The organism is Mucilaginibacter sp. (assembly GCF_025362475.1).
Lineage (GTDB): Bacteria > Bacteroidota > Bacteroidia > Sphingobacteriales > Sphingobacteriaceae > Mucilaginibacter.
The window spans coordinates 62,361-85,399 of record NZ_JANYGH010000041.1 but is presented as its reverse complement, the minus strand read 5'-3'; the positions used below and the strand labels follow the sequence as shown (position 1 = coordinate 85,399).

Here is a 23,039-nt window from a genome sequence, read left to right as displayed (position 1 = left end):
TTATTTCTTGATTCTTGATTCTTTTTATTTCACCAGTGATTTTATCCAAAGGGCAATTTTGCGGGCATCCTCTTTAGGTACCTGCGGCATTGGTGGCATTGGTGTTGAATAATCCGGCCAATGTTCAGGTTTCGGATTGTGAATCAGCTGCACCAATTCGTTTACACTGTATTTTCTTTTTGCCACATCAATATAAGCCGGACCAACCTGGCGTTTATTGGCATTATGGCATGATAGGCACGTATTTTTCAGTAACAGTGGTTTTACTTCATCATAAGTTGGCACTGCATTAGCAACCGCCAAAACCTTTACACCAGTTCCTTTTTTAGCTCCGGGTTTTGCCGTTGCCAGTGCTGCAACTTTTACTTTTTTAAATGAGTTGATGGTGCTGACTTCCACAATGGATAGTTTTTGCCCTTCGGGGATATTATTCAGGGTATAATATGCTGTGGGATGAATCAGGTTAAAATAATTCTCTTTATCGCGGATGCCATCAAGGGTAATGGTGTGGATATAATATTTGCGCAAATTATTGACGATCAATCTCGCCCTTAAACCATCATCTGATACTTTAACTCCAACTATTGGGCATTTTTCGGTATTTACCGGGGGACTACCATACACGCCGTGGTATTTATAAATATAACTCTCTACCGAGTATGATGCTATATCTTCAGCAACCTTCTTATCTACCGGTTTGGTAAATTCAATTTCAAATCCATCGGGCATGGCACGGATGGCCCTCATTTCAAACGGGATTTTATTGTTCCATACCAAACGCTGCAAGCCCATGGTAGCCTCGCCCGCAGAGCCCCAGCCACGGTTGGTTTCGCCTGCTGCCAGCGAACCATCTGGCAACCAGGCCAGCCTTACAATGCCCGATTGAAAACCACTCCGGAAAGCCCATGCGGCTCCCTGGTATTCGCCATTAACTTTTTCCAGGAAAATCCTGTCAACCATGCTTTGTCCCTGATCGCATACCAATAACTGGCCTGCAAACGGACCGAAAGCGCCTTCAGGGATCTTTACAATTTCGGAATTGGAAATCCCAAGGATGCCATGCGGCAGCCAAACAACGGGCAACTGCAATTCCGGAATTTCTTTTTTAGCCTCAAACTCAGTTTTAAACTTTTCGTTAACAATATTCTGTGGTTTAAACGGCTGCCCATCTTTATCAAATTCAATCCTCGGGTTGTTTTTGGCAAAGAATTGCTCGGACGTAAGTTTTAATGGCGAGTTTGGCAAATTAGTCCATACCAAACTTGATGGATGGCCCATAAAAGCGCCTTTTTTAACCTGCATTATACTGCCCGATCCCACCCAGTCGCCCTGGTTGTCGGTATACCACAATTCTCCGTCAATCATACTGATACCGCATGGCGAGCGCATCCCGGCAGCCCATGGAGTAACCGTTCCATCTTCTTTAATATTTAAGGTCCATCCCCTGTATGGTACAAAACTTTTAGGGTGCCACCAATCCGGCGGGAAACCAAGGTTAAGGGTAACAAAGAAAGATCCATCGGGCGCTATCTTTGGGCCAAAGCTGTATTCATGATAATTGCCAGATAAAGGCCACGCATAAATGGTTTCAAAAACATCGGCCTTACCATCCATATTGGTATCAACCAATTTGGTAAGCTCGCCACGTTGTACTACGTACAAAGCCCCATCTTTCCAGGCTGCTCCCAAAACCTCATGCAGGCCAGATGCAAACTTGCGAAAGAACGGATGCTGACTGGTAGGGTTCTCTACCATAAAAATATCGCCCCGGCGCGTGGTTACCGCAAGTGTTCCGTTGGGTAAAGTACATAAACCGCCAACTTCCAAAATGGTACCCTCGGGAGCGGGCACTTTCATAATTTTAAAAAAATCATCCTCTTTGGGCGATTCTGCCTGGGCATATGTTTTTTGTGTATAGTTTAAAAGAGCGGCAATTATTAGTGTGCTAAATAATGTGGCCCTGTTTATCATTTGTTTTAATGAGTAATTCATGATGAAGGCTACTTAAAAGATAATGGAATAGGTTAATTTTTTCTGGATCGGGATGATAAGCTCCTGCTTCCCGCCCGCGTCACGAATAATGGGTTTGACTCCTCCAGCGTCATCTATGCGGATATAGTAGGATTTGTTATCAACCGTATATAAGCCGTTACCAAGGTCCTCAACACTATCGCCAGTAACAAGGTGTGCAAATAAACCATCAATTGGGTTTTGCAAAGTTATTTCGCGGTGAATGCCCTGCCCTTTATCCATAATGGTACTGGCATCATTCACTACTGAACCATAAATGATATACCTGAAAGCCGGCTGATCATTGGTATTTAAAATATATCCTTTAGGCTTATAACCTGTACCAGCGGTATCGGGCGCCCAGGCAGCCTGCGCGTTAGCCAGCTTTTCAATTGCAGGCACCGGTTTACCCAAATACAGCACTGAGCCGGCCGGGCGCGATGAGCCATCGCCGCGTTCATGCCACATGGGGGTAGCATCTAAGAATCCGCCACGCCATACTTCAACTATCATTCCCTTATCCAGGTCATAAGTATAGTGTACCTGTTCCGCACTGCCTACATTTACACCGTGTGTAACTCTTATACCACCCGGCAGATCAGAGAAACTACGCAAAATGGTATTTGAAGGAGCATTGATCAGGATTGGATCAATGGGGTCATTTGAACTTACATTGGCATCGCTCAACAAATACTCACGAATGCCGGGGCCGGCTACCGTAAGCCCTAAAGAAGGCTTGGCCCAGTCAGCAGTTTTTGAATAAAAAAGCTCGAAATTATGGTCGCCGGGTTGCAATTGAATTTTGCCCGTCCCCCTGTTATCAGCCTGGGGTACTGCATCGGCGCCATTAATGTGCAAAGAACCTTTGCCGCCGGGTACACTTAGTTTAAATTCATATTCGCCGGCTTCGGTAACTTTTATGTTGCCTGTATAACGGATCAAAAAGTCGTTGGTTAATTTACCCTGATTTGATGACAAAATTGTTGAACTGCCTTCCGCCTCGGGTTTCAGCTTTTTGTATTCAGTTTCGGTAAGTGAGCCACCCTTATATACCTGGTATTTTAAGTTTGATAACACCGGATGCGATTTATCAAAACTTGTTATATTAATATTTTTGAAAGCTACCGCGCCATGATCGCCCTGGATGCGTAAAGGGCCGGTAACATTTTCCTTACTATCTATGGCCCCGCGGGTTGGCCCTGCAAGCTCCACATTGTCCTGTATTAAAACACCGTTCAGCCAAACATATATTATTTTTGCGTTTGATATTTTTTGGCCGCCTGCATCAAAGCGCGGTGCCTGGAACGAGATCTTCATATGTTGCCACAAACCGGGAGCCCTGCTGGCATTTTGCCTTGGCGCATGCCCATCATAGCCTTGCTGTCCATCGGGTTTACTATCATCCCAGCGTTCATAGATGCCGCCGTTATCGCCCGATTTGGGATTAACCACTCCCCAGCTATCCAATAACTGAATTTCATACCGCCCCTGCAGATATATTCCTGAATTTGATCCTTTAGCCATCAGGTAATCAAGCTCAATATCCACATCACCATAATTAGCTTTGGTAAATAGGTCTTTTGCACCTTTTTTGCCGGGCAGGTTAACCAGGATACCTGTACCATCCTTAACGTTTAAAATCTCATCCTGCAAAAGATCGGCCTGCACGTTGGTTGCCAGCTTCCAGTTTGATGATGGATCCTGAAAAAAAGACAAGTCATTAAGTGGTACTTTGTTCTGCGCCATGAGGTTTTGAAAACCCAGCGCACAAACAAGTAACGCCAAAAACCTTTTACCGCTAAAGTTTACAGGAGGATACTTCATAGAATACATTTGATTTTAATTATAATATGGTTTATGTAGTTTAAAGCGAAGAAGCTTTACAGTTGGCAATTTAGTAAAATTACGCAATCGATTACGAATATTATTTTAACAATAGTTAATCTAAAATTACCTGACAACCAGTCATAAAAAAAGGCGTTCCATTTTAGCAGGAACGCCTTATAATTGACTAAATATCAGAATAAACCAAGAATTAAAAAGGCTATAACTTAGGCAGGTTATTGCTTAAATCCCACATTTTTAAACTTTTGATCAATGTTTTTCCTTCAGCAAATACGGCTATGCCGGTAGCATCATTATCCGGGTAAATCATGGTGGAAATCACCCGTTCGCCGCCATTGCCAAAAACTTCCAATGATGATCTGTCAAGCAATACCTGTATCCTTATTACACCATTCACCGGTTTTAAAGGCGCTGTTTGAATCAAATTCCGGGAATCTTTATTCCCTGTTTCTGAACCGGTACAATCTACAAACAGTTCCTGCTTGGCGGCATCATAGCCTACTATTACTTTTTTTGATGTCCCCTTTTTTTCTGTTAAAACAAAGCCGGTTTTCTGGGAAGCGTTCACCTCAAATTCCGCATCAATCCAGTTTGAGTTACTGTTAAAACGTCCATCTGCAGAAAGTTCAACGTTGCCATCAACAGTCATGTTCTTTTTAGTAAGAACGCTCTTTGCATGCTTTGCAAGCGATTTGCTGATTACCTCAGATGGCGACTGGATCAGCCTTAAACCCTCGTCGGTAGTTTTTAACGTCAGATCATGCGGGATAGACATCTGTCCCTTCCATGGAAATGTTTCTTTCCTGCCGTTCTGCATCCAACCTAAAAGGACCTTTTTATTTTCGGGCGCATCCCGCCAGGCTATGGCGGCATAAAAGGCATCTCCGTAGTCAACGGTCAATACTTTATTAGCATCGTTGTTGTTTTTAAAGCTTGTGCCGTCAAAGTCGCCAACATAGTATTGCATTAGCGGGCCGTGCTCACCTCCTGATGATACAAAAAGCACCCATTTTATATTGGATGCATTACCATCAACTACCAATGGCAGCAACGATGGGCATTCCCAACCGTTTTTTGTATAACCTGCAGGACCAAAATCACTCAGCTTTGTCCATTCCTTTAAATTTTTTGAACCGTAGATCCTTACCATGTGCTCATCAACCATGGCTACCGTCATGATCCATTGCTTGGTTGGCTCATGCCAAAAAACATTGGGGTCGCGAAAATCCCTCATGTTAAGATCAATCACCGGGTTACCGGCATATTGAGTATAGGTTAAGCCACCATCATTACTGTAAGCAATAAATTGTGATTCCTTTTTTTGCTTAGGCTGATCGGCAGTAAAAATGGCCACAATGGGTGCCTTACCATTTTTGCCAAAACCACTTGTATTGTTTTTATCCAGCACCGCCGAGCCTGAATAGATCCAGGTGGTAGTATCCTTTGTCATTATTTCGGGTATTGCAACAGGCAGGTTGTTCCAATGTACCAGATCGGTACTGGTGGCATGCCCCCAGCTCATGTGCCCCCATTTGTTTTCGGATGGGTTATGCTGATAGTATAAGTTATAAGCACCATTCAGGAATATTAAACCATTGGGGTCGTTCGTCCAGTTCTTAGGCGGGGTAAAATGATAGGCAGGCCGCCATTGCGGTGTTGGCACATCCTGGGCAAATGCCATACGGTTTACAGCAACAACAAAAAGGCAGGTTATTATAACGCTGTTAATAGATTTCATAGAGTAGATGGATTTTATTTATTCCAGATGGATTTTAGTGGTGTAATTTTAATGTTTTTTATATTCAATTTTTCATTTGCTGTTATTGCCAGATCGGTAAAATCCCCGTTAGGGAAATAAACAGCCGTCATGGTGGTTAATCCTCCATCTGCAAATACCTCAACCGATGCCTTATCAACCACTATGGTAATATCTGAATTTTTAGCAGCCGTAAATCTTGGCGCTTTAGCTTGCCCTGCAAAATCCTTTTGAAAACTAACCTTCCCGGATTTTGTACGATCAATAAAGTATTGATCTTTGGCTTCGTCATAACCTATCAGGAGTTCTTCGCTTTTTTTGTTTGATAATTTAATGGTGTAGCCCTTTAACTGCGCCAGGCTCATTTTTAACACATACTGGCTTTTGAAGTCCGCTACCTTTGATGACAGATCAAGCGTTTTATTAACCGATAGGTTATTTAAAGCCAAACTCTTTGCATTTATAGTAGCCAGTTCGGGAACGGGTGTTGATGCAATTACGATACCTTGTTTACTTTGCTTTAATTGCAGATCGCGCGGAATGGTCATAGCGTTGCGCCATTTTTCTGTTGGTACCTGGTTGGCATATTCCCAATTACTCATCCAGCCTAAAAATATTTTGCGACTGCCTGTATTTCCCCAGGTTATACCGGCGTACTCATCGGGCCCATAATCCAGCCAACGGGTTTGGGTATCCATTGGTGTAAACTTGCTGCCGTTATAGCTGCCTATAAAATATTGCGTGGCCGATCCTCCGTTTGGCCCTCCGGGATTAATGTTTACAATCAATACCCAGTAAGTTTTGCCATTCAGCTTTAAAGGGAACAGGTCGGGGCATTCCCATACCCCGCCGTGCGCTCCCTCTCTTAAACCAAACTCACTCTCCTTCTTCCAGTTTTTCAGATCAGACGCCGAGTAAAAAGTGATATGATCTTTGGTGGCCAAAGTCATTACCCATTTTTTTTCTTTTGCGTACCACATTACTTTAGGATCACGAAAATCCTTAATACCCGGATTTTTCAATACCGGGTTGCCCTTATACTTCGTCCATGTGTTTCCTTCATCCAGGCTATAAGCAATACTCTGGTTCTGATAATTATCCTTACCGGCTTTCTCCCCCTTAGGGTCGTGATGCGTAAAGATAGCTACCATGGGAATCTTTCCCTTTTTACCAAAACCCGAAGTGTTGTTGGAGTCAACCACGGCGCTGCCAGAGAATATATAGCCCAAACTATCGGGATATAAAGCTATCGGTAACTCTTTCCAGTGGATGAGGTCCTTACTTACCGCATGCCCCCAGTGCATTGGGCCCCAAACAATATCCTTGGGGTAATACTGGAAAAACAGATGGTAAGTGTGGTTAAAGTAAACCATACCATTGGGATCATTTACCCAATGCGCCTTTGGCGAAAAATGTAACTGCGGGCGGTACTGCTCCGTGTAAGGTTTTGGCAAATCCTGAGCCTTACAAATACATGTTATTGTAAGAAAAGCAATCAGCATTAATACGCCACATTTTGTTTTCATAATTTAAGCTATTAACAGGTTATATTATTTGGAGGGGGCATTCAAGAAACTTAAAATAAATATTCCATAAATAACAGGCATCCCGGCTTAATAAATTAAGCCGGGTGCCCATTAATTTTATATAACAATTTTAATAACCAGGGTTTTGTTTATATAAACCGTTGGTAAATGTAATTTCTGATTGTGGAATTGGCAGGTACTCATCTCTCCCGGCGGTAAACTTAGCCGTTGCTAAAAATGGTCTTCTACCTTTTTCAATGTTAATATAGTCGTTTAAAGTTTTTTCTGCAATTCCCCATCTCACTAAATCAAAGAAACGTGCACCTTCGGTTGCAAATTCCAGGCGTCTTTCCCATTGTAATGCTTTACGGGCATAGTCCTGATTCCAGTTTGCTAAACTATAGGGCTTTACATTGTAGGTTGATGGGAAAGTACCATCCAACTTTTTAAGCCGCCCTGTACTTGCCGCGGCACGGTTGCGTATCTGGTTAATGAGTGGTAAAGCGCTTGCCTGCTGCCCCAATTCAATATATGCTTCGGCCTGCATCAATAAGATATCATCATACCTGATTATATCATAATTTTTTGCCGATCCCATAAACGGACCGAGCTTAAAATATGATGAGCTGGTAGCCAGTTGCTGGTTGCGCATGGTATGAAAATTTCCATAAACACCCGGATCACGTACCCAGCTGTTGCTGAATGGTTTGGTGTTATCATATTTGTATGGGTGGCCATCTATACCTACTGTATGATCTAATCGCGGGTCAACAGTAACTTTTGTTAAATCAGCTATACTATTGTTGAAGTTATCAAAATTAGGTAAACCATTTACATCCGTTGTATGCGCATTTACTAAGTTTTGACTTGCAGCATGAAATCCGCAACATCCGTACTGAGGTGCTCCATGCGGATAGTTTAATCCATCCTCGAAATTTAAACGCCCTGAAGTAGTACCATCATTAATGGTGAATTGTATCGCGAATACTGATTCTGGTCCGTTTTCTGTTTCGGGTAAAAAATCATCAGCAATATCATTACTTAATGAATATTTACCCGAGCCAATAACTGCCTGTGTAAGGGTAACTACTTCCTGCAACCTTGTTTTATTGATATTGGTTACATGATGTTTATCATCCTGCTCATAAGCCTGGTATAATTTCAATTTGGCCAAATAAGCCTGGGCATTTAATTTATTGGCTCTTGCTTTTTCGGGCTGTGAGGCTGGTAAATTGTCAACCGCATATTGAAAATCAGCAGCGATTTTGTTCCAGGAATCATCATTTGATAAAGTATTTGAAACTTTCAGGATATCGGCAGATGTTGCATTTTCATCAAAAATGGGGATATTTTTATATAACAGCTTCATAGTAAAATAACTATGTGCTCTTAAAAATCTCAATTCGGCCAAACGTGTTTTTTTGTTAGGAAATTCGGCATCCGAAAGCGAATTAACCGCCCTGAGCGCCGCATTTGCTCTTGAGATAGATTTAAACAAGTTTTTCCAGGTACGCGAAACAAACGAATCCATTGATGGGGTTACCAGGTTATAATGCTCCAAAGCATCCACTTCGCCAACATCCCCTGTACCGCCGCCGCCTTTATAGGCATCATCTGAGCGAACGCTGCCGTAGGCCCAATCGCTATATATCGGCCCAATCATATCGCCGTTCCCGATAGCAGCATAGGCCGCGGTTACCAAACCTTCAACAGCGGCTGGTGTTTTTAAATCTGATGCAGACAATACTCCTTTTGGTGTATAGTCTAACGCTTTTTTACAGGAGCTGAAGATGATCAGGCCGGATAAAATAGCTGTAAATAATATTTTTGCTTTCATACTGAATAGTTTTTATCGTTAAAATGATGCGTTGATACCAAAACTGAAAACTTTAGGAATTGGAACCGGGTCCAGGTCAATCCTTTCAGGATCGGGGCTTAAATAGTTTTTACTTTTCATCGTAAATATGTTTTCGGCCATCGCGAACACCCTTAGCCTGGTAAATACCGCTTTAGGCACAATAGTGTATCCAATTTGAATGTTGCGTATTTTGAAGTAAGAGGTATTCACAATAAAATAGTCGGAAGTACGGCCTTCATTATTGTTATCTTTTAATGTTAATGCCGGTACCTTTGTGTTGGTATGCTGCGGTGTCCAACCTTGAAATACTCCCGGGCCAACGTTTTCGCGGCTATGCATCAGGTTATTATACAAGGTGTATACGTCAAATCCTTTTCTGCCTGCCACACCCGATCCAAATAAAGACAGATCGAATTTTTTATAGGTTAGGTCAATTCTTGCACCGTACTCTAAAGCGGGCAATGTAGTCCCTATCCAGGTTTGATCATTGGCATCAATTTTCCCGTCATTATTGGTATCAACATAACGGATTCTGCCCGGACCAGCGCCAATTTGCGTTGGTGCAGCGTTTACTTCGGCCTGGGATTGGAAAAGGCCATTGGTTTTGTAGCCAAAAATATCAAACTGAGAATGACCCAATATGGTATTTTGTAAATTTCCGGGGTAGGCTGGCCTCACATCCTCTGGCAGGCTGGTGATCCTGTCTCTGAAGTGCGAAAAGTTTAAAGTTACATTGTAATTAAAATCTCCCCTTTGCTGCCCGTGATAGGTTACTAAAAATTCCCAGCCTCTATTGCTCTTTGATGCACCGTTAACTGTTTTTGATTGTCCTTCGCCCAATGCAGATGCAACAGGAGGTGTAATCAAAATGCCGGTGGTTTTCCTGGTAAAATAATCAAATGAGCCCGAAATCCGGTCATTTAATATGGCGAAATCCAACCCTGCATTTATTTCATCGGTGGTTTCCCATTTAAGGCCGGGGTTTGGTGCCTGTGTTTGCACAAAACCAGAAGGTAAGGAACCTGTGTTGGCACCCGACAATGAATACGCGGTTCCAACATTCATATATTGTTCCCAAAATCCTGGGGTTAGCTGGTTCTGAGTAGTACCATACCTTGTACCATAAAGTGCGAAGCGCGAGATGTCGCCAATTTCCTGGTTACCTACCCTACCAACACCAGCCCTTAATTTCAATTCAGAAAAAATGGCGTTATTCCTCATGAAACCTTCCTGGTCAATTTTCCATCCGAAAGATGCTGCCGGGAAAATACCATACTGATTATCTGAACCAAACCTTGACGAACCATCGCGGCGCACAGTAACTGATGCTAAATATTTGCCACCGTAACTGTAATCCAAACGCGCAAACTGCGAGAACAGGCTATTACCGGTTGATCTGCCGGAAACAATAGTATTGCCGGTACCTGCATCTAAGGTAAAATAGTCTTCGGTTTGTATGGCGTAACCTTGCTTAAGTGTGGTCTGGAAATCTGTAAAGGTTTTAATATATTCTGTACCAGCTAAAAATTTGAAGTGGTTATTGGTTGATAAATCGTAGTTATACCTTAAAGTGTTTGAAAAAGTAGTACTCAGGTAATGATTTTGATCAAAGAATAAACTATTGGTTGTACGGCTTAACGCACCTTCAGAAAAAGTTGGCGTTATTACTTTACTAAGATAGGTTGCGTTATCAGCACCATAATTTGATTTGAAAAACAGGTTTTTGATTGGTTGAATTTCTAAAAACACATTGCCAAATGTGTTTAAACGATTGGCGTTATTCCATTTTGCCAGATCCTGCATATGCAAGGGATTGTTCCTGTCAGAATAACCTGCGCCTGATTCACCTGCATAGGTAGTACCATCTTTTTGATAAACCGGGATAGTTGGAGCCAGTGTAACCGCCAAAAATGTAGTACTTGCGCCGCCTAAATCCCTGGTGGTAAGAGTTTCATTTGAGTTGGTTATTTTTAAATTAACGCCAAAGGCCACTTTGCTGTTAAAAGCGTGTGTTATAGCATTAATACTACCGGTAGTACGCCCGTATTTGGTAAACCTAACAAGGCCGGTATTTTTAATATTTGCAAAATTAATTTGAACGGAGGAGTTTTTGTTCCCTACTGAGGCTGTAAAATCATTATTATAAACAGCCGCGGTTTTATACAAAACGCTTTGCCAATCGGTATTGCCAGCGAGGGTATTTGGGTCGCCGCCTACAAATTGTTTAGGTACCACACTATTTAAAACAGGATTATTAAAATCATTATTCCAGTTAAAGGTATATATGTCGCCATAACCCGCAGCCGGGTCCTGGCCATCATTTACAGAAGCCTGCCACAATGCCCTACCTCTGTCTGTTGAACTTAACATCTTAAACCTTAAAGATTTTTCGGACTGAATTGAGGTACTGTTATTAAACTGAAACTGAACTTTGCCTTCTGTATTGCCGCCGTTTTTTGTGGTAACGATGATAACACCATTTGACGCGCGTGAGCCATAAATTGACTCGGCCGAAGCATCCTTCAGTACTTGTACAGAAGCTATATTTGTTGGTGACAGATTTTGAAATACTTCGGGCCTGGTAGTAGGGATACCATCAATAATATATAAAGGATTATTATTACCTAAAGTATTCGCCCCCCTGATTAAAATCCTGCTGGTTGAGCCGTTGGCCGATCCATCTTTTTCGATATACAAACCCGCAACCCGGCCTTGTAATGCCTGCATGGTATTCCCCGAACTGTTGTTTTTTACCGGTGCTAAATCAACAACTGCAACCGCGCCCGTTAAGTCCTTTTTTCTTTCAGATGTATAACCGGTTACAACCACTTCGTTAAGTGTGTTTTCTGCATCTTTAAATACTACATTAAGCACTTTAGTATCAGCGGTGATAGTCATCAGCATCGGCTTTGTGCCCACGTATGAAAACCGTAAAGATTGCCCGGTTGCTACGGAGATACTGAACTTTCCGCTGGCGTCTGATAATGTTGATTTTTGGGTTTCAACAACCACTATGGTAACCCCATCCATTGGTTTAGATGCGTTATCCAATACAGTCCCGGTTATGATCCGGGATTGTGCATATCCCTTGCTTATTAGCAATATAAGAAAGGAACAGATAAGTAATAATTTTCTCATTGATTTTGATTTAAGTATATGTTGGTTTCCTCTGGTTTATTTAAAACATTTTGTTTTTAAAGTCTTCGTATTCCTTGATTTTATAATCCGGACAACCTCCTTTCTTTGTTGCAATAAAGCCGCCCATCGCTATTGCATTTTTCAATAAATTTTCTGGTGGTACGCCACGGTAGTGGCTGGCAATAAATGCCGCTAAAAAGGAATCGCCGCTGCCAATAGTATCTATTACTTTTACCTCGCGGCCCGCCACATGGTAAGCTTTATCGCCTTTGTAATAGGAGGCGCCAAACTCGCCCTTGGTAACTACAATCTCGGGGATGTTAAAATGATCCCGGATAAATTTGATCTGTTCCGATTCTTTCCAGAATGATCCACGGAATAATCCCTGCACCATTTCCAGTTCGGCCTGGTTAAACTTTACAATATCGGCCTTATGAAGCAGCTCATCCAACAAATCGCGGCTGATAAACGGCGGCCTCAGGTTAATATCAAACACCTTGATCGCATCACTTTCCAACAGCTCAAACAAGGTATTGCGTGATACACTATTGCGTGAAGCCAGGCTGCCATACACCAAATAAGTTGATGGCTTTAGCTGTTTGATGATGTGCTCACTATCGTTAATAAAATCCCAGGCTACCGGGAAAACGATCTCGTATGATACCTCGTTACCATTATTCATGCTGGCAATTACCTGGCTGGTTGGGTGTTCGGTATCCGTTTGCAGCAAATGTTTAGGTATTCCCCAGCCGTCAAGCAGGCTTTCCAGCTTTTGGCCGTTAACATCGTTACCTATTTTACTTACCAGACTGGCTGGCACACCCAATTTATTCAGGTGGTACGATACGTTTAGCAAAGCGCCACCAGGCTGCGGACCATCTGGCAGCACATCCCAAAGAATCTCGCCATAGCAAATGGCCGGGGTTAATGTTTCTGTTTGCGGGTTCATCATCATTCAATTATTAATGCATTACCATATTGGTTTCAATCTGCTCCAATGAGCGTCCTTTAGTTTCGGGCATAAACCTCCACACGAAAATGAGCTGACAGATCATCATGGTACCGAAAAATGAAAAGGTGATTGCTCCACCCAGCGACTCGGCCAGGTAAGGGAAGCAAAACGCAATTATCGCAGCCATAACCCAATGGGTTGAGCTGCCCAGCGTTTGCCCTTTTGCACGCACCTGGTTGGGGAAGATCTCGGATATAAACACCCAGATAACCGCTCCCTGCGAAAAGGCGAAGAAAGCGATGAACATCATCATATAAACAGGTATGGCAAAGCCGTTAAAATGGCCCGAGTAAAAGGTGAATGCCACCAGGAATAGCGATGCTATAAGCCCGAAAGAGCCTACAAGCATCAATGTACGGCGCCCTACCTTATCAATAATATTAATACCCAACAAGGTGAATATGAAATTGATAAGCCCGATGCCTACTGTTGAAAGTAATGAGGAGTGCGCACCCAGCCCGGCCATTTCAAATATGCGCGGTGCATAATATATAATGGCATTGATACCCGATACCTGGTTAAAAAAAGCAAACAGTACAGCCAGTATAACCGGCGTTTTGTACTGGCCCGAGAAAAGGCTGGTACTTGAGGCACCGGCATGCAGACTGGAGTCTTGAATAGATTTAAGTTCCTGATCGCAGTTGAGAGGGTTTATGATCCTTAGTATCTCAAGCGCCCGGCCAATCTCCCCTTTTTTAAGAATAAGCCAGCGCGGGCTTTCGGGTATAAAATAGATGAGTGCCAGGAAAAGCAGCGATGGGAATGCCTGTACACCCAGCATCCAGCGCCAGGAGGTTTCGCCGCCCTGGCTAATGAGGTAGTTGGATAGGTAGGATACAAGGATACCTAACACCACATTAAACTGAAACAAGCCAACTAACCTTCCACGCCTATCGGCAGGCGATACTTCTGAGATATAAATGGGGGCTGTAACTGAAGAGATCCCCACACCAAGGCCACCCAATAGCCTGAAAACTAAAAATATGTACCAGTTATCGGCAAGCGCAGTACCTATTGATGATAATAAATAGGCGGCGGCCACAAAGTATAAGGTATTCTTCCGCCCGAAAATATCTGATGGCCTGGCACCTAAAAGAGAACCGATTACTGTACCTATAAGCGCGATAGAGATAGTAAGCCCGTGCTCCATAACAGAAAGGTGCCAGAATTGCTGAATAGATTTTTCGGCCCCCGATATCACTGCGGTATCAAACCCGAAAAGGAAGCCACCAAGGGCTACGACCATGGACCAGGCCAGGACGGAATGTTTTCTCATAATAATTATAAAAGGTGTTAATTGGATTTACGATTGCAAAGTAGGTCCATTTGCAAGGCAGCAGTTATTGATTTTATACCAAAACAGTACAAAAATCAAAACACCCATAAGTAACTGATTTTCAGGTAAATAAAATTAAAGCTCAATTCTATTTCAACAAGATGTTTGTTTTTGTTACGTGCTTATTTCAATTTTGATACATATTGATGCCCTGAAAACACTGGCTGCAACTTCCGCAGTTTGTATTGTAAAAACATTTATCGATACATTTGTATAGGAGCATCCCAAAAGGCATTGCATTCACCAATAAACCGTACTTAAACGTTTACTTAATATCTCACTCCTGATTGATTTAATGGCTTTGAATTATAACCTGCGCAACATATTCCTGTTACCTGTATTGATACTGGTGCTATTTACCGGCTGTAAAAAAGCAGATAAAACATCACAGTATACTATAGGTTTTTCACAATGCGTGGGTTCTGATCTTTGGCGGCGTAACATGCTGGATGAAATGAAAATGGAACTGTCATTACATCCCGATGCCCGGTTTATTTATGCAGATGCTGATAACAGCAGTAAAAAACAAATTGAGCAGGTAAAGAAAATGCTGGATGAAGGCATCGACCTGTTGATCATATCACCTAACGAGGCGCAGCCGCTTACGGGCATAGTTGAGCAAATCTATAATAAAGGTATTCCTGTTATTGTTATCGATCGTAAAACCTCCTCAGATTTGTATACAGCCTATGTTGGCGCTGATAACTACCAGGTTGGTAAAATGGCGGGTGAATATATTGGCGCCAATCTTAAAGGCAAAGGCAACGTGATAGAAGTAATGGGACTGCCAGGCTCCTCCCCTGCAATTGAAAGGCACCGGGGATTTAGCGCTGCTTTATCAAAGTTTAATAATATTCATATTAAAGCACAAGTATATGGCGATTGGCTAAAAGATCATGCCCAAAAACAGCTGAACCTGATAAAGCCTGACTTAAAAACTGCCGATGCCCTGTTTGCACATAATGATGTAATGGCCGGCGGATCAAGGGAGGTACTTAATAGCCTGCACTTGGATCACCACGTTAAAGTTTTAGGGGTTGATGCTATGCCGGGGAACGGCGGTGGCCTGCAAATGGTGGCATCCAAAACCATTGATGCCAGTATGATGTACCCCACCGGTGGCAAAGAAGCTATTACTACCGCTTTCAGGATCCTGAATAAGGAATCATTTGAGAAGGAGAACATCCTGCAGTCGCTGGTTATTGATTCAACCAATGTGCAGCTCATGAAGCTGCAATGGAACAAGATCAATAGTCAGCAAAAAGATATTGAGCGGCAGCAATCATTGTTAGAAGAGCAGCGCCAGGTTTATAACAGCCAGCAGTTGGTTTTAAACATCATTGTAATTACACTGGTACTCGCCATAGTTTTTGGAGGGCTTGCCTTTTACTGGCTGATGGAAAACCGCAAGATCAACAAAAGCCTGGAAACCAAAAACAACGAGATCTTATTACAACGTAACCAACTGATTGAAATGTCGGCACGGGCCGAGGCTGCAACCGAAGCCAAACTGAATTTTTTCACCAATATTTCACACGAGTTTCGCACCCCCTTAACCCTCATTCTTTCACCCGTTGAAGATATGATGGGTAATGAAAAGCTTGACAAAGTTGCCGGCAAAAATTTAACACTCATTCATAAAAATACATTCAGGTTGCTGAGGCTGGTAGACCAACTGATAGATTACCGTAAAATAGAATACGATAAACAGGAAATAAATGCATCGCCCAATAATTTGGTTGAGTTTGTGAGCGATATATTGGATAGCTTTAAGCATAATGCTCAAAAACGGAACATTAGTTTAAACCTGGCATCATCAGCAAAAAACATAACTGTTTGGTTTGATGCCAATATGCTGGATAAAGTTTTCTTTAACCTGGTATCCAATGCGCTTAAATTCACAAAGGATAACGGCAGGATACAGATAATATTTACTTCGAATACCGAATCTGTGGAGATAGCCATAAACGATAACGGCATAGGTATGGAACCCGAAGAAGCAGAACACGTTTTCGACCAGTTTTACCAGGCTGACAATGGCAATAGCAAAGGTTCGGGACTCGGGCTTTCTCTATCAAAGGAAATAGTAAATCGTCATCATGGCAGCATTACGGTGAGCAGCAAAAAATGGCAGGGCACAACTTTTACCGTAACCCTGCCGCTTGGCAACCTTTACGCCTATAATACCGATAAAAATAGCCCGGTGATCAACGCGTCGGTTCTTGACGAACGTTCCCGGATCTATACAACCGACCTTGAACAAGGCGAAGTAAAGACCGATACCAATTTACTTGAAACACCCAAAGAGCTATCCATACTCATCATTGAAGATAACGCCGATCTGTTAAGCTACCTAAGCGATAAACTGGGCGAGGACTATGAAATTTTTACAGCTAATACCGGCACGCAAGGATTATCAGAAGCATTTGAGAAAGTTCCAGACCTGATTATATCTGATGTGGTGCTGCCCGGCATATCGGGCAAGGTGATTACCCAAAAACTTAAAACAGATATCCGTACATCGCATATCCCTGTTATATTACTAACCGCACAGGCCGGCGTTGAACAACAAATAGATGGCATCCGCAGTATGGCAGATTATTATATGGTGAAGCCCTTTAGCTATGATCAGCTACTGGCAACTGCAAAAAATCTGATAAAAAACCGGTTAATACTAAAAGAACACTTTACCAGCGACGTTAGTCATGGCAAAATACCGGCATCAAAAAATATCGACAAAAAATTCCTGAATGATTTTGCCGGCATTGTTGAGCAAAACCTGGCTAACGAAAACTTTAATGTTGACGATATCTGCAAAACCGTAGGCATTTCGCGGGTGCAGCTTTACCGTAAAGTAAAGGCCCTGCTGGGTTGCAGCATTACCGATTATATTTTAAACCGAAGGCTGAAGAAAGCCAAATATCTGCTGGTTCATGAGGCGTATTCCATATCCGAGATTACTTACATGGTGGGCTTTGCCAGTCCCAACTATTTTGCAACTGTATTTAAGGCAAAGTATGACTGCACACCAAGCGAGTTTAAACGCAGGCAGCATTTGTAAATGTTAAAGGCAGCATTTTGTTTTATTATCAAATTAAATTTTGTAAGTTTATTTTTAAATAACATCTTTAGGCAAACCTTTGTACTTAATCCAAAATTGAAAAAGTTTATTGCCATAATGTTACTAAACATTCACCTGCTAAACATTGGCGGGCAATTGGCAATACATCAATACCTGGTTTATAAAACAAATAAATTTTTTACAGAACAAACCCGCAAAGGTCTTTATAACGTTAAGGATCTTACAGAAATAGCTATACCGGTAAACTTACCCAACATTCACGATTGGAAACATTTTGAAAATATAGCCGGCCAGATACAGTTTGGCAAAACCAACTACAACTACGTAAAAATGAAAATGACCAGGACTGCCATCCACCTGATGTGCATTCCTAATTATGAAACTACCCAGCCAGTTGATAAAAACGTGGTGAATGCCAAAGGCGTAAAAGATATCCCGGTACCTCAAAAAGATCATGTTCCGTATGGCAAAATAATCATACAGGAAAACATCAGTTTCTCCTTTGTGCAATTTGAGTTTTATTGCCCTATAAAAAATTTACAAGAAAACGTTGTACAACCCGTGCAACCATTGGTTCATTATCACCAGGATATTCCTGAGCAACCACCTAAAACTTCCTGTTAATCCCCCGCCCTGTTTTAATTCATTTTCTGGATTTGCTTTACATTACTGTTGATTTTTACCAGGATTTGCCTGCGCGTTTATTAATTCCCGCTTGCCTTTAAATTTAGGTTAGGGAGAAAAACATGTTGGCAGCATTCCGATAAAAAGTCTCTTTGCACGTAAGGCATCTTCCAGACCATTTTCAAATCTTCAAATTACCAAATGGCCATGCCTTACATACCTCTTGAATCTCATTTACCGGGAATTACCGGCCTGCTTGAATACAGCAAAGAAACTGCTGAACCTATCCGCGATTTGACGCAGATCTTACTGCGCGGCCCTTCAACCCTATCAGAAGGCGACCGTGAACTGATAGCTACCGTTGTATCTCACGGCAACCAATGCAAATTTTGCACCACAGCCCACACCGCCGCCGCCGACTTATATATCGGTGACACCGAAACGGCTCAAAAAATAAAGGAAAACATTGAAACTGCGCCCATTACCGAAAAGATGAAAGCGCTGCTTACCATTGCCAAACTAACAGGCCAAAGTGGTAAAAATGTAACCACGCAACATATTGAAAGGGCTAAGGCTGCCGGCGCAACAGATATCGAAATTCATGATACGGTACTGATAGCCGCCTTGTTTTGCCTGTATAACCGCTATGTTGATGGCCTGGCTACAGCCCTGCCCGCTGATGCCGGATACTACAATGTATTGGCTGACCGGTTGGTTAACCACGGCTATACCCGCCTGCCGCAAGGCTATGATCACCTTAAAAAATAAACCCCATCCTAATAATCCTATCCTAATTAAATTAAACACCAAATCACAATGAAAAAACTTTTATTCATCTTATTACTACTCACGTCAATCAACCTGTTTGCGCAGGAAACCAAAATAACGGGTACTATAACCGATGCCACAACCGGCTCGCCTATTGTTGGCGCAAGCATCAGTGTTAAAAACAAGCTTGCCGGCACCATAACCGATTCAAAAGGCAATTACAGCCTTACTGTAAATAAAATCAAGCTACCGTTTACACTGGTAATATCGGCTGTTGGCTATGAGTTACAGGAAAGCCCTATAACCGCCCTCAATGGTACTATCAGCCTAAAACTGCAACAAAAATCAATTGTACTTAATGAGGTGGTATCATCTGCCACCCGCATTAACCAAAGCATTTTGCAGTCGCCGGTTAGTATCGAAAAAATGAGTTTGAAGGCCATCAGGGAAAACCCTTCTTTCACTTTTTATGATGGCCTGCAAAGCTTAAAAGGGCTTGAAGCAGTAACCAGTAGCTTAACTTACAAACAGATCAATACCCGCGGTTTTAACAGCACCGGTAACAGCCGTTTTTTACAACTGGTTGATGGGGTTGATAACCAAACACCCGGCCTCAATTTCTCAGTAGGTAACTTGTTTGGCGCATCGGATATTGATATTGAAAGCGCAGAGGTAATTCCTGGCGCAGCCTCGGCATTATATGGCCCGGTAGCTTTTAATGGTTTGTTATCATTAAAAACCAAAGATCCTTTTAAATACCAGGGTTTAACCGTACAGGTAAAAACCGGACTTAACCATTTTGGCGAATCGGTTGTAAAACCACAGGGTTTATATGATTTTGCCGCACGATATGCCAAAGCTTTCAATGATAAATTCGCTTTTAAAATCAACGCCTCATACCTAACCGGCCGCGATTGGTATGCTGATAACTACACAGATGTAAGCGCATCAACACCGGTTGCGCAGCGTGGCCCAAACAATCCTGGTCGCGATGCATTGAATATTTATGGTGATGAAGTATCACGTACCCTGCCAGGTATTGGCCTGGTTTCAAGAACCGGTTACGAGGAAAAAGACCTCATGAACTACAATGTATACAGCCTGAAATTAAATGGTGCATTACAATACCGCATCAGCAATAACCTGGAAGCTATTTACCAGTACAACTATGGTCGCGGTACCGCAAGCTATACCGGCAGCAGCCGTTTCGATCTTAATAACTTTGTGTTGCAAACACACAGGGTTGAGTTAAAAGGCAGCAACTTTTTTGTTCGTGGCTATTCCGTTGCCGAAAACTCACACGACTCCTACAACACCCGGTCGCTGGCACAATTCATCAACCGCGATTGGGTTAAGGATTTGAGCGGTAACACCGTAACTCCAGACAAAGCCGATGATACCTGGTTTACCCGTTACGCTGCAGCCTATAATGGTACCGCGAATGGTGTAACCGCTCACGACAACGCAGCCGCCAGAACTTTTGCCGACCAGGGTCGTTTTTTACCAGGTACAGCAGATTTTAATGCTGCAAAGAATGCATCAATCCATAATTATGGCTTAAGCGGTGCAGGCGTTTTTAGTGCCAGTAAATTTTATCATGCAGAAGGTCAGTATGATTTTACAAGCGCTATAAAAATATTTGAACTGCTTGCCGGTGGCAGCTTCCGCGATTACCGCATGTTTACCAATGGTAGCTTATTTGATGATAAAACCAACCGCGTAACCATCCAGGAGTACGGCGCGTTTATGCAGGCCGCCAAAAAGCTGTTTGATGATAACCTGAAACTGACAGCCTCTGTACGTTATGATAAAAATGAAAACTTCAAGGGCAGCTTTACACCTCGTTTCTCGGCAGTGTATACGGTTGATAAAACCCATAATTTCAGGGCATCGTACCAAACCGGTTTCAGAAACCCTACCCCGGTTGATCAGTTCATCCACCTTAACGTAGGCCCTATTACCATATTGGGTGGTGCACCTAACAACAGCAAAGGATTAAACGTGTATGAAAACTCATTCACTGCTTCGTCTGTAAGTGCATTTGGCGCGGCGTTTGGCGCAGCGATGCAAGCCGGCACACCATTTCCGCAGGCGGTTGCTAACAATAAAGGGTTGCTTAAAAAATCAAATGTGGCCTACATTAAGCCCGAGCAACAAAAAGCCTTTGAGCTGGGTTATAAAGGCTTAGTTGCCGATAAATTATTGGTAGATGTAAATTACTATTACAGCAGCTATACCAATTTTATTTTGAACACCGTAGTTATACAACCGCAAAATCCTATCCTGGCTGCTGATGGAACTATAAATACTGCTGCCGCGAGTGATATCCCTAATGGCAAGGTTCACGCTTTCCAATTGTACACCAATGCGCCGGATAAAGTATCTGCACAAGGAGCAAGCGCCGGTTTAACTTATTTGTTTGATAAAGGTTATGCCTTAGGAGGCAACGCTACCTTATCTACATTTAACCTGCGCAATGCCAACCCAAACAACATAGCTGCATTTAACACACCAAAATGGAGCACCAATGCCACGTTTGGCAACAGCAATGTGGTTAAGGATTTTGGCTTTAACCTGGCCTGGCACTGGCAAAGCGCTTATGACTGGTACGGAACATTTAATGGCACCCGCCCCGGCCGTGTTGACGCCTATTCGATGGTTGATGCTCAGGTGAGCAAAAAGTTGCCAAAATTCAAATCAACAGTTAAATTAGGGGGTAGCAATATCTTCAACAAGCACATCTACCAATCATATGGTTCGCCCGCTATTGGCGCCATTTATTATGTATCAATAGTATTTGATGATCTATTAAAATAAAATAACATGAGCACCATTGTAATTGATGAGCAGGTTGCAAAACCTCAAGCAGATATCACCACGGCTTACCGGGTAATATTATTCGTGATTTGTTTTTTTAGCAGCGCATTTGGCGGCACGGTATCTACCCTCATGTCGGTTTACCTGCCAGTAGTGGTAAAGGATTTGCAGGGCGACCTGCCTCCCGGCGAAATAAACTCCATCAGTGGGTATATCAATGCCATATTCATTTTTGGCTGGGCCTTAGGTGGTTTTACGTGGGGAGTTATCAGCGATAAAATGGGCCGTAAAACAGCGCTTTTAATGGCCATTGGCTGTTATGGTATTTTCACCATACTAACCGGGCAAATGCCAAACTGGTGGGGCGTTGTACTTTGCCGTTTCATGAGTGGTTTTGGCGTAGGTGGTGTATTAGTAACCACCATTACCCTGGTGAGCGAAGTTTGGCCTGCAAAAAGTAAAGCAGTTGTTATCGGTATATTATCTATCGCTTTCCCTGTGGGGATCTTTTCGGCCGGGCTTATCAATTACGTGGTTTCTTCATGGCGATCAGGATTCCTGATCGGGATCATTCCATTAACATTGGCACTTATCGGTACATGGCTGTTGAAAGAATCGCAAAGCTGGCTAAACTACCGTAACGATATTGCCAACAGGAACAATCCGTTAAACAAGCTTTTATCAAAAAGCCATCGCCGTGAGTTGATTGTTGGCTCTTTAACCTTTGGTACCATGCTCATCGGTTTATGGGCTATCTTCTCCTGGCTGCCAACCTGGGTGCAAAGCCTCATCACTACCCATGATGCCGCCAAGGAGCGCGGTCTGAGCATGATGTTTTTAGGCATGGGCGGCCTAACCGGTGGTTTCTTGTCGGGCTGGCTGGTTAACCTTTTAACCCTACGCAGATCAATGCTCATTTGCTTTGCGGTTTGCGCAGGGATGTCATTCATCCTGTTTAAAACAAATACTACATTTAGCCCGGTGATATACGGCGAAATTGCCATACTGGCCTTGTTCTTTGGAGCAAGCCAAGGTGTGCTATCAGCGTATATACCACAGCTGTTCTCAACCGGAATCAGGGCTACCGCCACAGGATTTTGCTTTAACATCGGCCGTATATTTACGGCTACCGCTGTATTGTTTGTAGGCATATTGGTATCAACACTGGGTGGCTATGGTAATGCGATATTCATTTTTTCGCTGATATTTATAGTAGGGCTATTGGTGGTATTGTTTGGGCACGAAAAGCAAGCCAAAAACTGAAAAC

Annotated in this window: 13 protein-coding genes; 5 read left to right on the top strand and 8 right to left on the bottom strand. The window is 42.7% G+C overall.

Annotated elements, in window-relative coordinates; translation table 11 throughout:
* Positions 1-24 precede the first annotated feature (24 nt).
* The 8 genes from Q0R88_RS14245 to Q0R88_RS14210 all read right to left on the bottom strand — a co-directional run bounded on the left by Q0R88_RS14245 (position 25) and on the right by Q0R88_RS14210 (position 14,421).
* Positions 25-1,992, bottom strand: a complete 1,968-nt coding sequence (locus tag Q0R88_RS14245) for a c-type cytochrome (protein ID WP_295717165.1) — start codon at positions 1,990-1,992, stop codon at positions 25-27.
* Between the two features lie 12 nt (positions 1,993-2,004).
* Complete coding sequence (locus tag Q0R88_RS14240; protein ID WP_295717163.1) at positions 2,005-3,834, bottom strand: family 16 glycoside hydrolase; 1,830 nt, start codon at positions 3,832-3,834, stop codon at positions 2,005-2,007.
* Positions 3,835-4,054: 220 nt separating this feature from the next.
* Complete coding sequence (locus tag Q0R88_RS14235) at positions 4,055-5,593, bottom strand: glycoside hydrolase family 32 protein (RefSeq protein WP_295717160.1); 1,539 nt, start codon at positions 5,591-5,593, stop codon at positions 4,055-4,057.
* Between the two features lie 14 nt (positions 5,594-5,607).
* Entirely contained in the window at positions 5,608-7,137 is a 1,530-nt protein-coding gene (locus tag Q0R88_RS14230; protein WP_295717158.1) for a glycoside hydrolase family 32 protein, read from the bottom strand.
* A gap of 130 nt (positions 7,138-7,267) precedes the next feature.
* Positions 7,268-8,974, bottom strand: a complete 1,707-nt coding sequence (locus Q0R88_RS14225) for a RagB/SusD family nutrient uptake outer membrane protein (protein ID WP_295717155.1) — start codon at positions 8,972-8,974, stop codon at positions 7,268-7,270.
* Between the two features lie 18 nt (positions 8,975-8,992).
* Complete coding sequence (locus tag Q0R88_RS14220) at positions 8,993-12,133, bottom strand: SusC/RagA family TonB-linked outer membrane protein (RefSeq protein ID WP_295717153.1); 3,141 nt, start codon at positions 12,131-12,133, stop codon at positions 8,993-8,995.
* Between the two features lie 40 nt (positions 12,134-12,173).
* Positions 12,174-13,088 carry a carbohydrate kinase gene (locus Q0R88_RS14215; RefSeq protein ID WP_295717150.1) on the bottom strand — a complete coding sequence of 305 codons (915 nt, stop codon included), beginning with the start codon at positions 13,086-13,088 and terminating at the stop codon, positions 12,174-12,176.
* Positions 13,089-13,095: 7 nt separating this feature from the next.
* On the bottom strand, positions 13,096-14,421 hold the full coding sequence (locus Q0R88_RS14210) for a sugar porter family MFS transporter (protein WP_295717147.1): 1,326 nt from the start codon (positions 14,419-14,421) through the stop codon (positions 13,096-13,098).
* A 355-nt stretch (positions 14,422-14,776) separates the two neighbouring features.
* On the opposite strand from Q0R88_RS14210, the gene Q0R88_RS14205 reads away from it, so the two are divergent.
* The 5 genes from Q0R88_RS14205 to Q0R88_RS14185 all read left to right on the top strand — a co-directional run bounded on the left by Q0R88_RS14205 (position 14,777) and on the right by Q0R88_RS14185 (position 23,035).
* Positions 14,777-17,542 (top strand): substrate-binding domain-containing protein, encoded by a 2,766-nt coding sequence (locus tag Q0R88_RS14205; protein ID WP_295717146.1) that lies wholly within the window; start codon positions 14,777-14,779, stop codon positions 17,540-17,542.
* A 96-nt stretch (positions 17,543-17,638) separates the two neighbouring features.
* Positions 17,639-18,187, top strand: coding sequence for a hypothetical protein (locus tag Q0R88_RS14200; RefSeq protein ID WP_295717145.1), 549 nt, complete (start codon positions 17,639-17,641; stop codon positions 18,185-18,187).
* Between the two features lie 207 nt (positions 18,188-18,394).
* Positions 18,395-18,955 (top strand): peroxidase-related enzyme, encoded by a 561-nt coding sequence (locus tag Q0R88_RS14195; RefSeq protein ID WP_295717143.1) that lies wholly within the window; start codon positions 18,395-18,397, stop codon positions 18,953-18,955.
* 48 nt (positions 18,956-19,003) lie between these two features.
* Entirely contained in the window at positions 19,004-21,772 is a 2,769-nt protein-coding gene (locus Q0R88_RS14190; protein ID WP_295717141.1) for a TonB-dependent receptor, read from the top strand.
* 6 nt (positions 21,773-21,778) lie between these two features.
* A complete protein-coding gene (locus Q0R88_RS14185; RefSeq protein ID WP_295717140.1) occupies positions 21,779-23,035 on the top strand; it encodes an MFS transporter in 1,257 nt (418 codons plus the stop codon).
* Positions 23,036-23,039 lie beyond the last annotated feature (4 nt).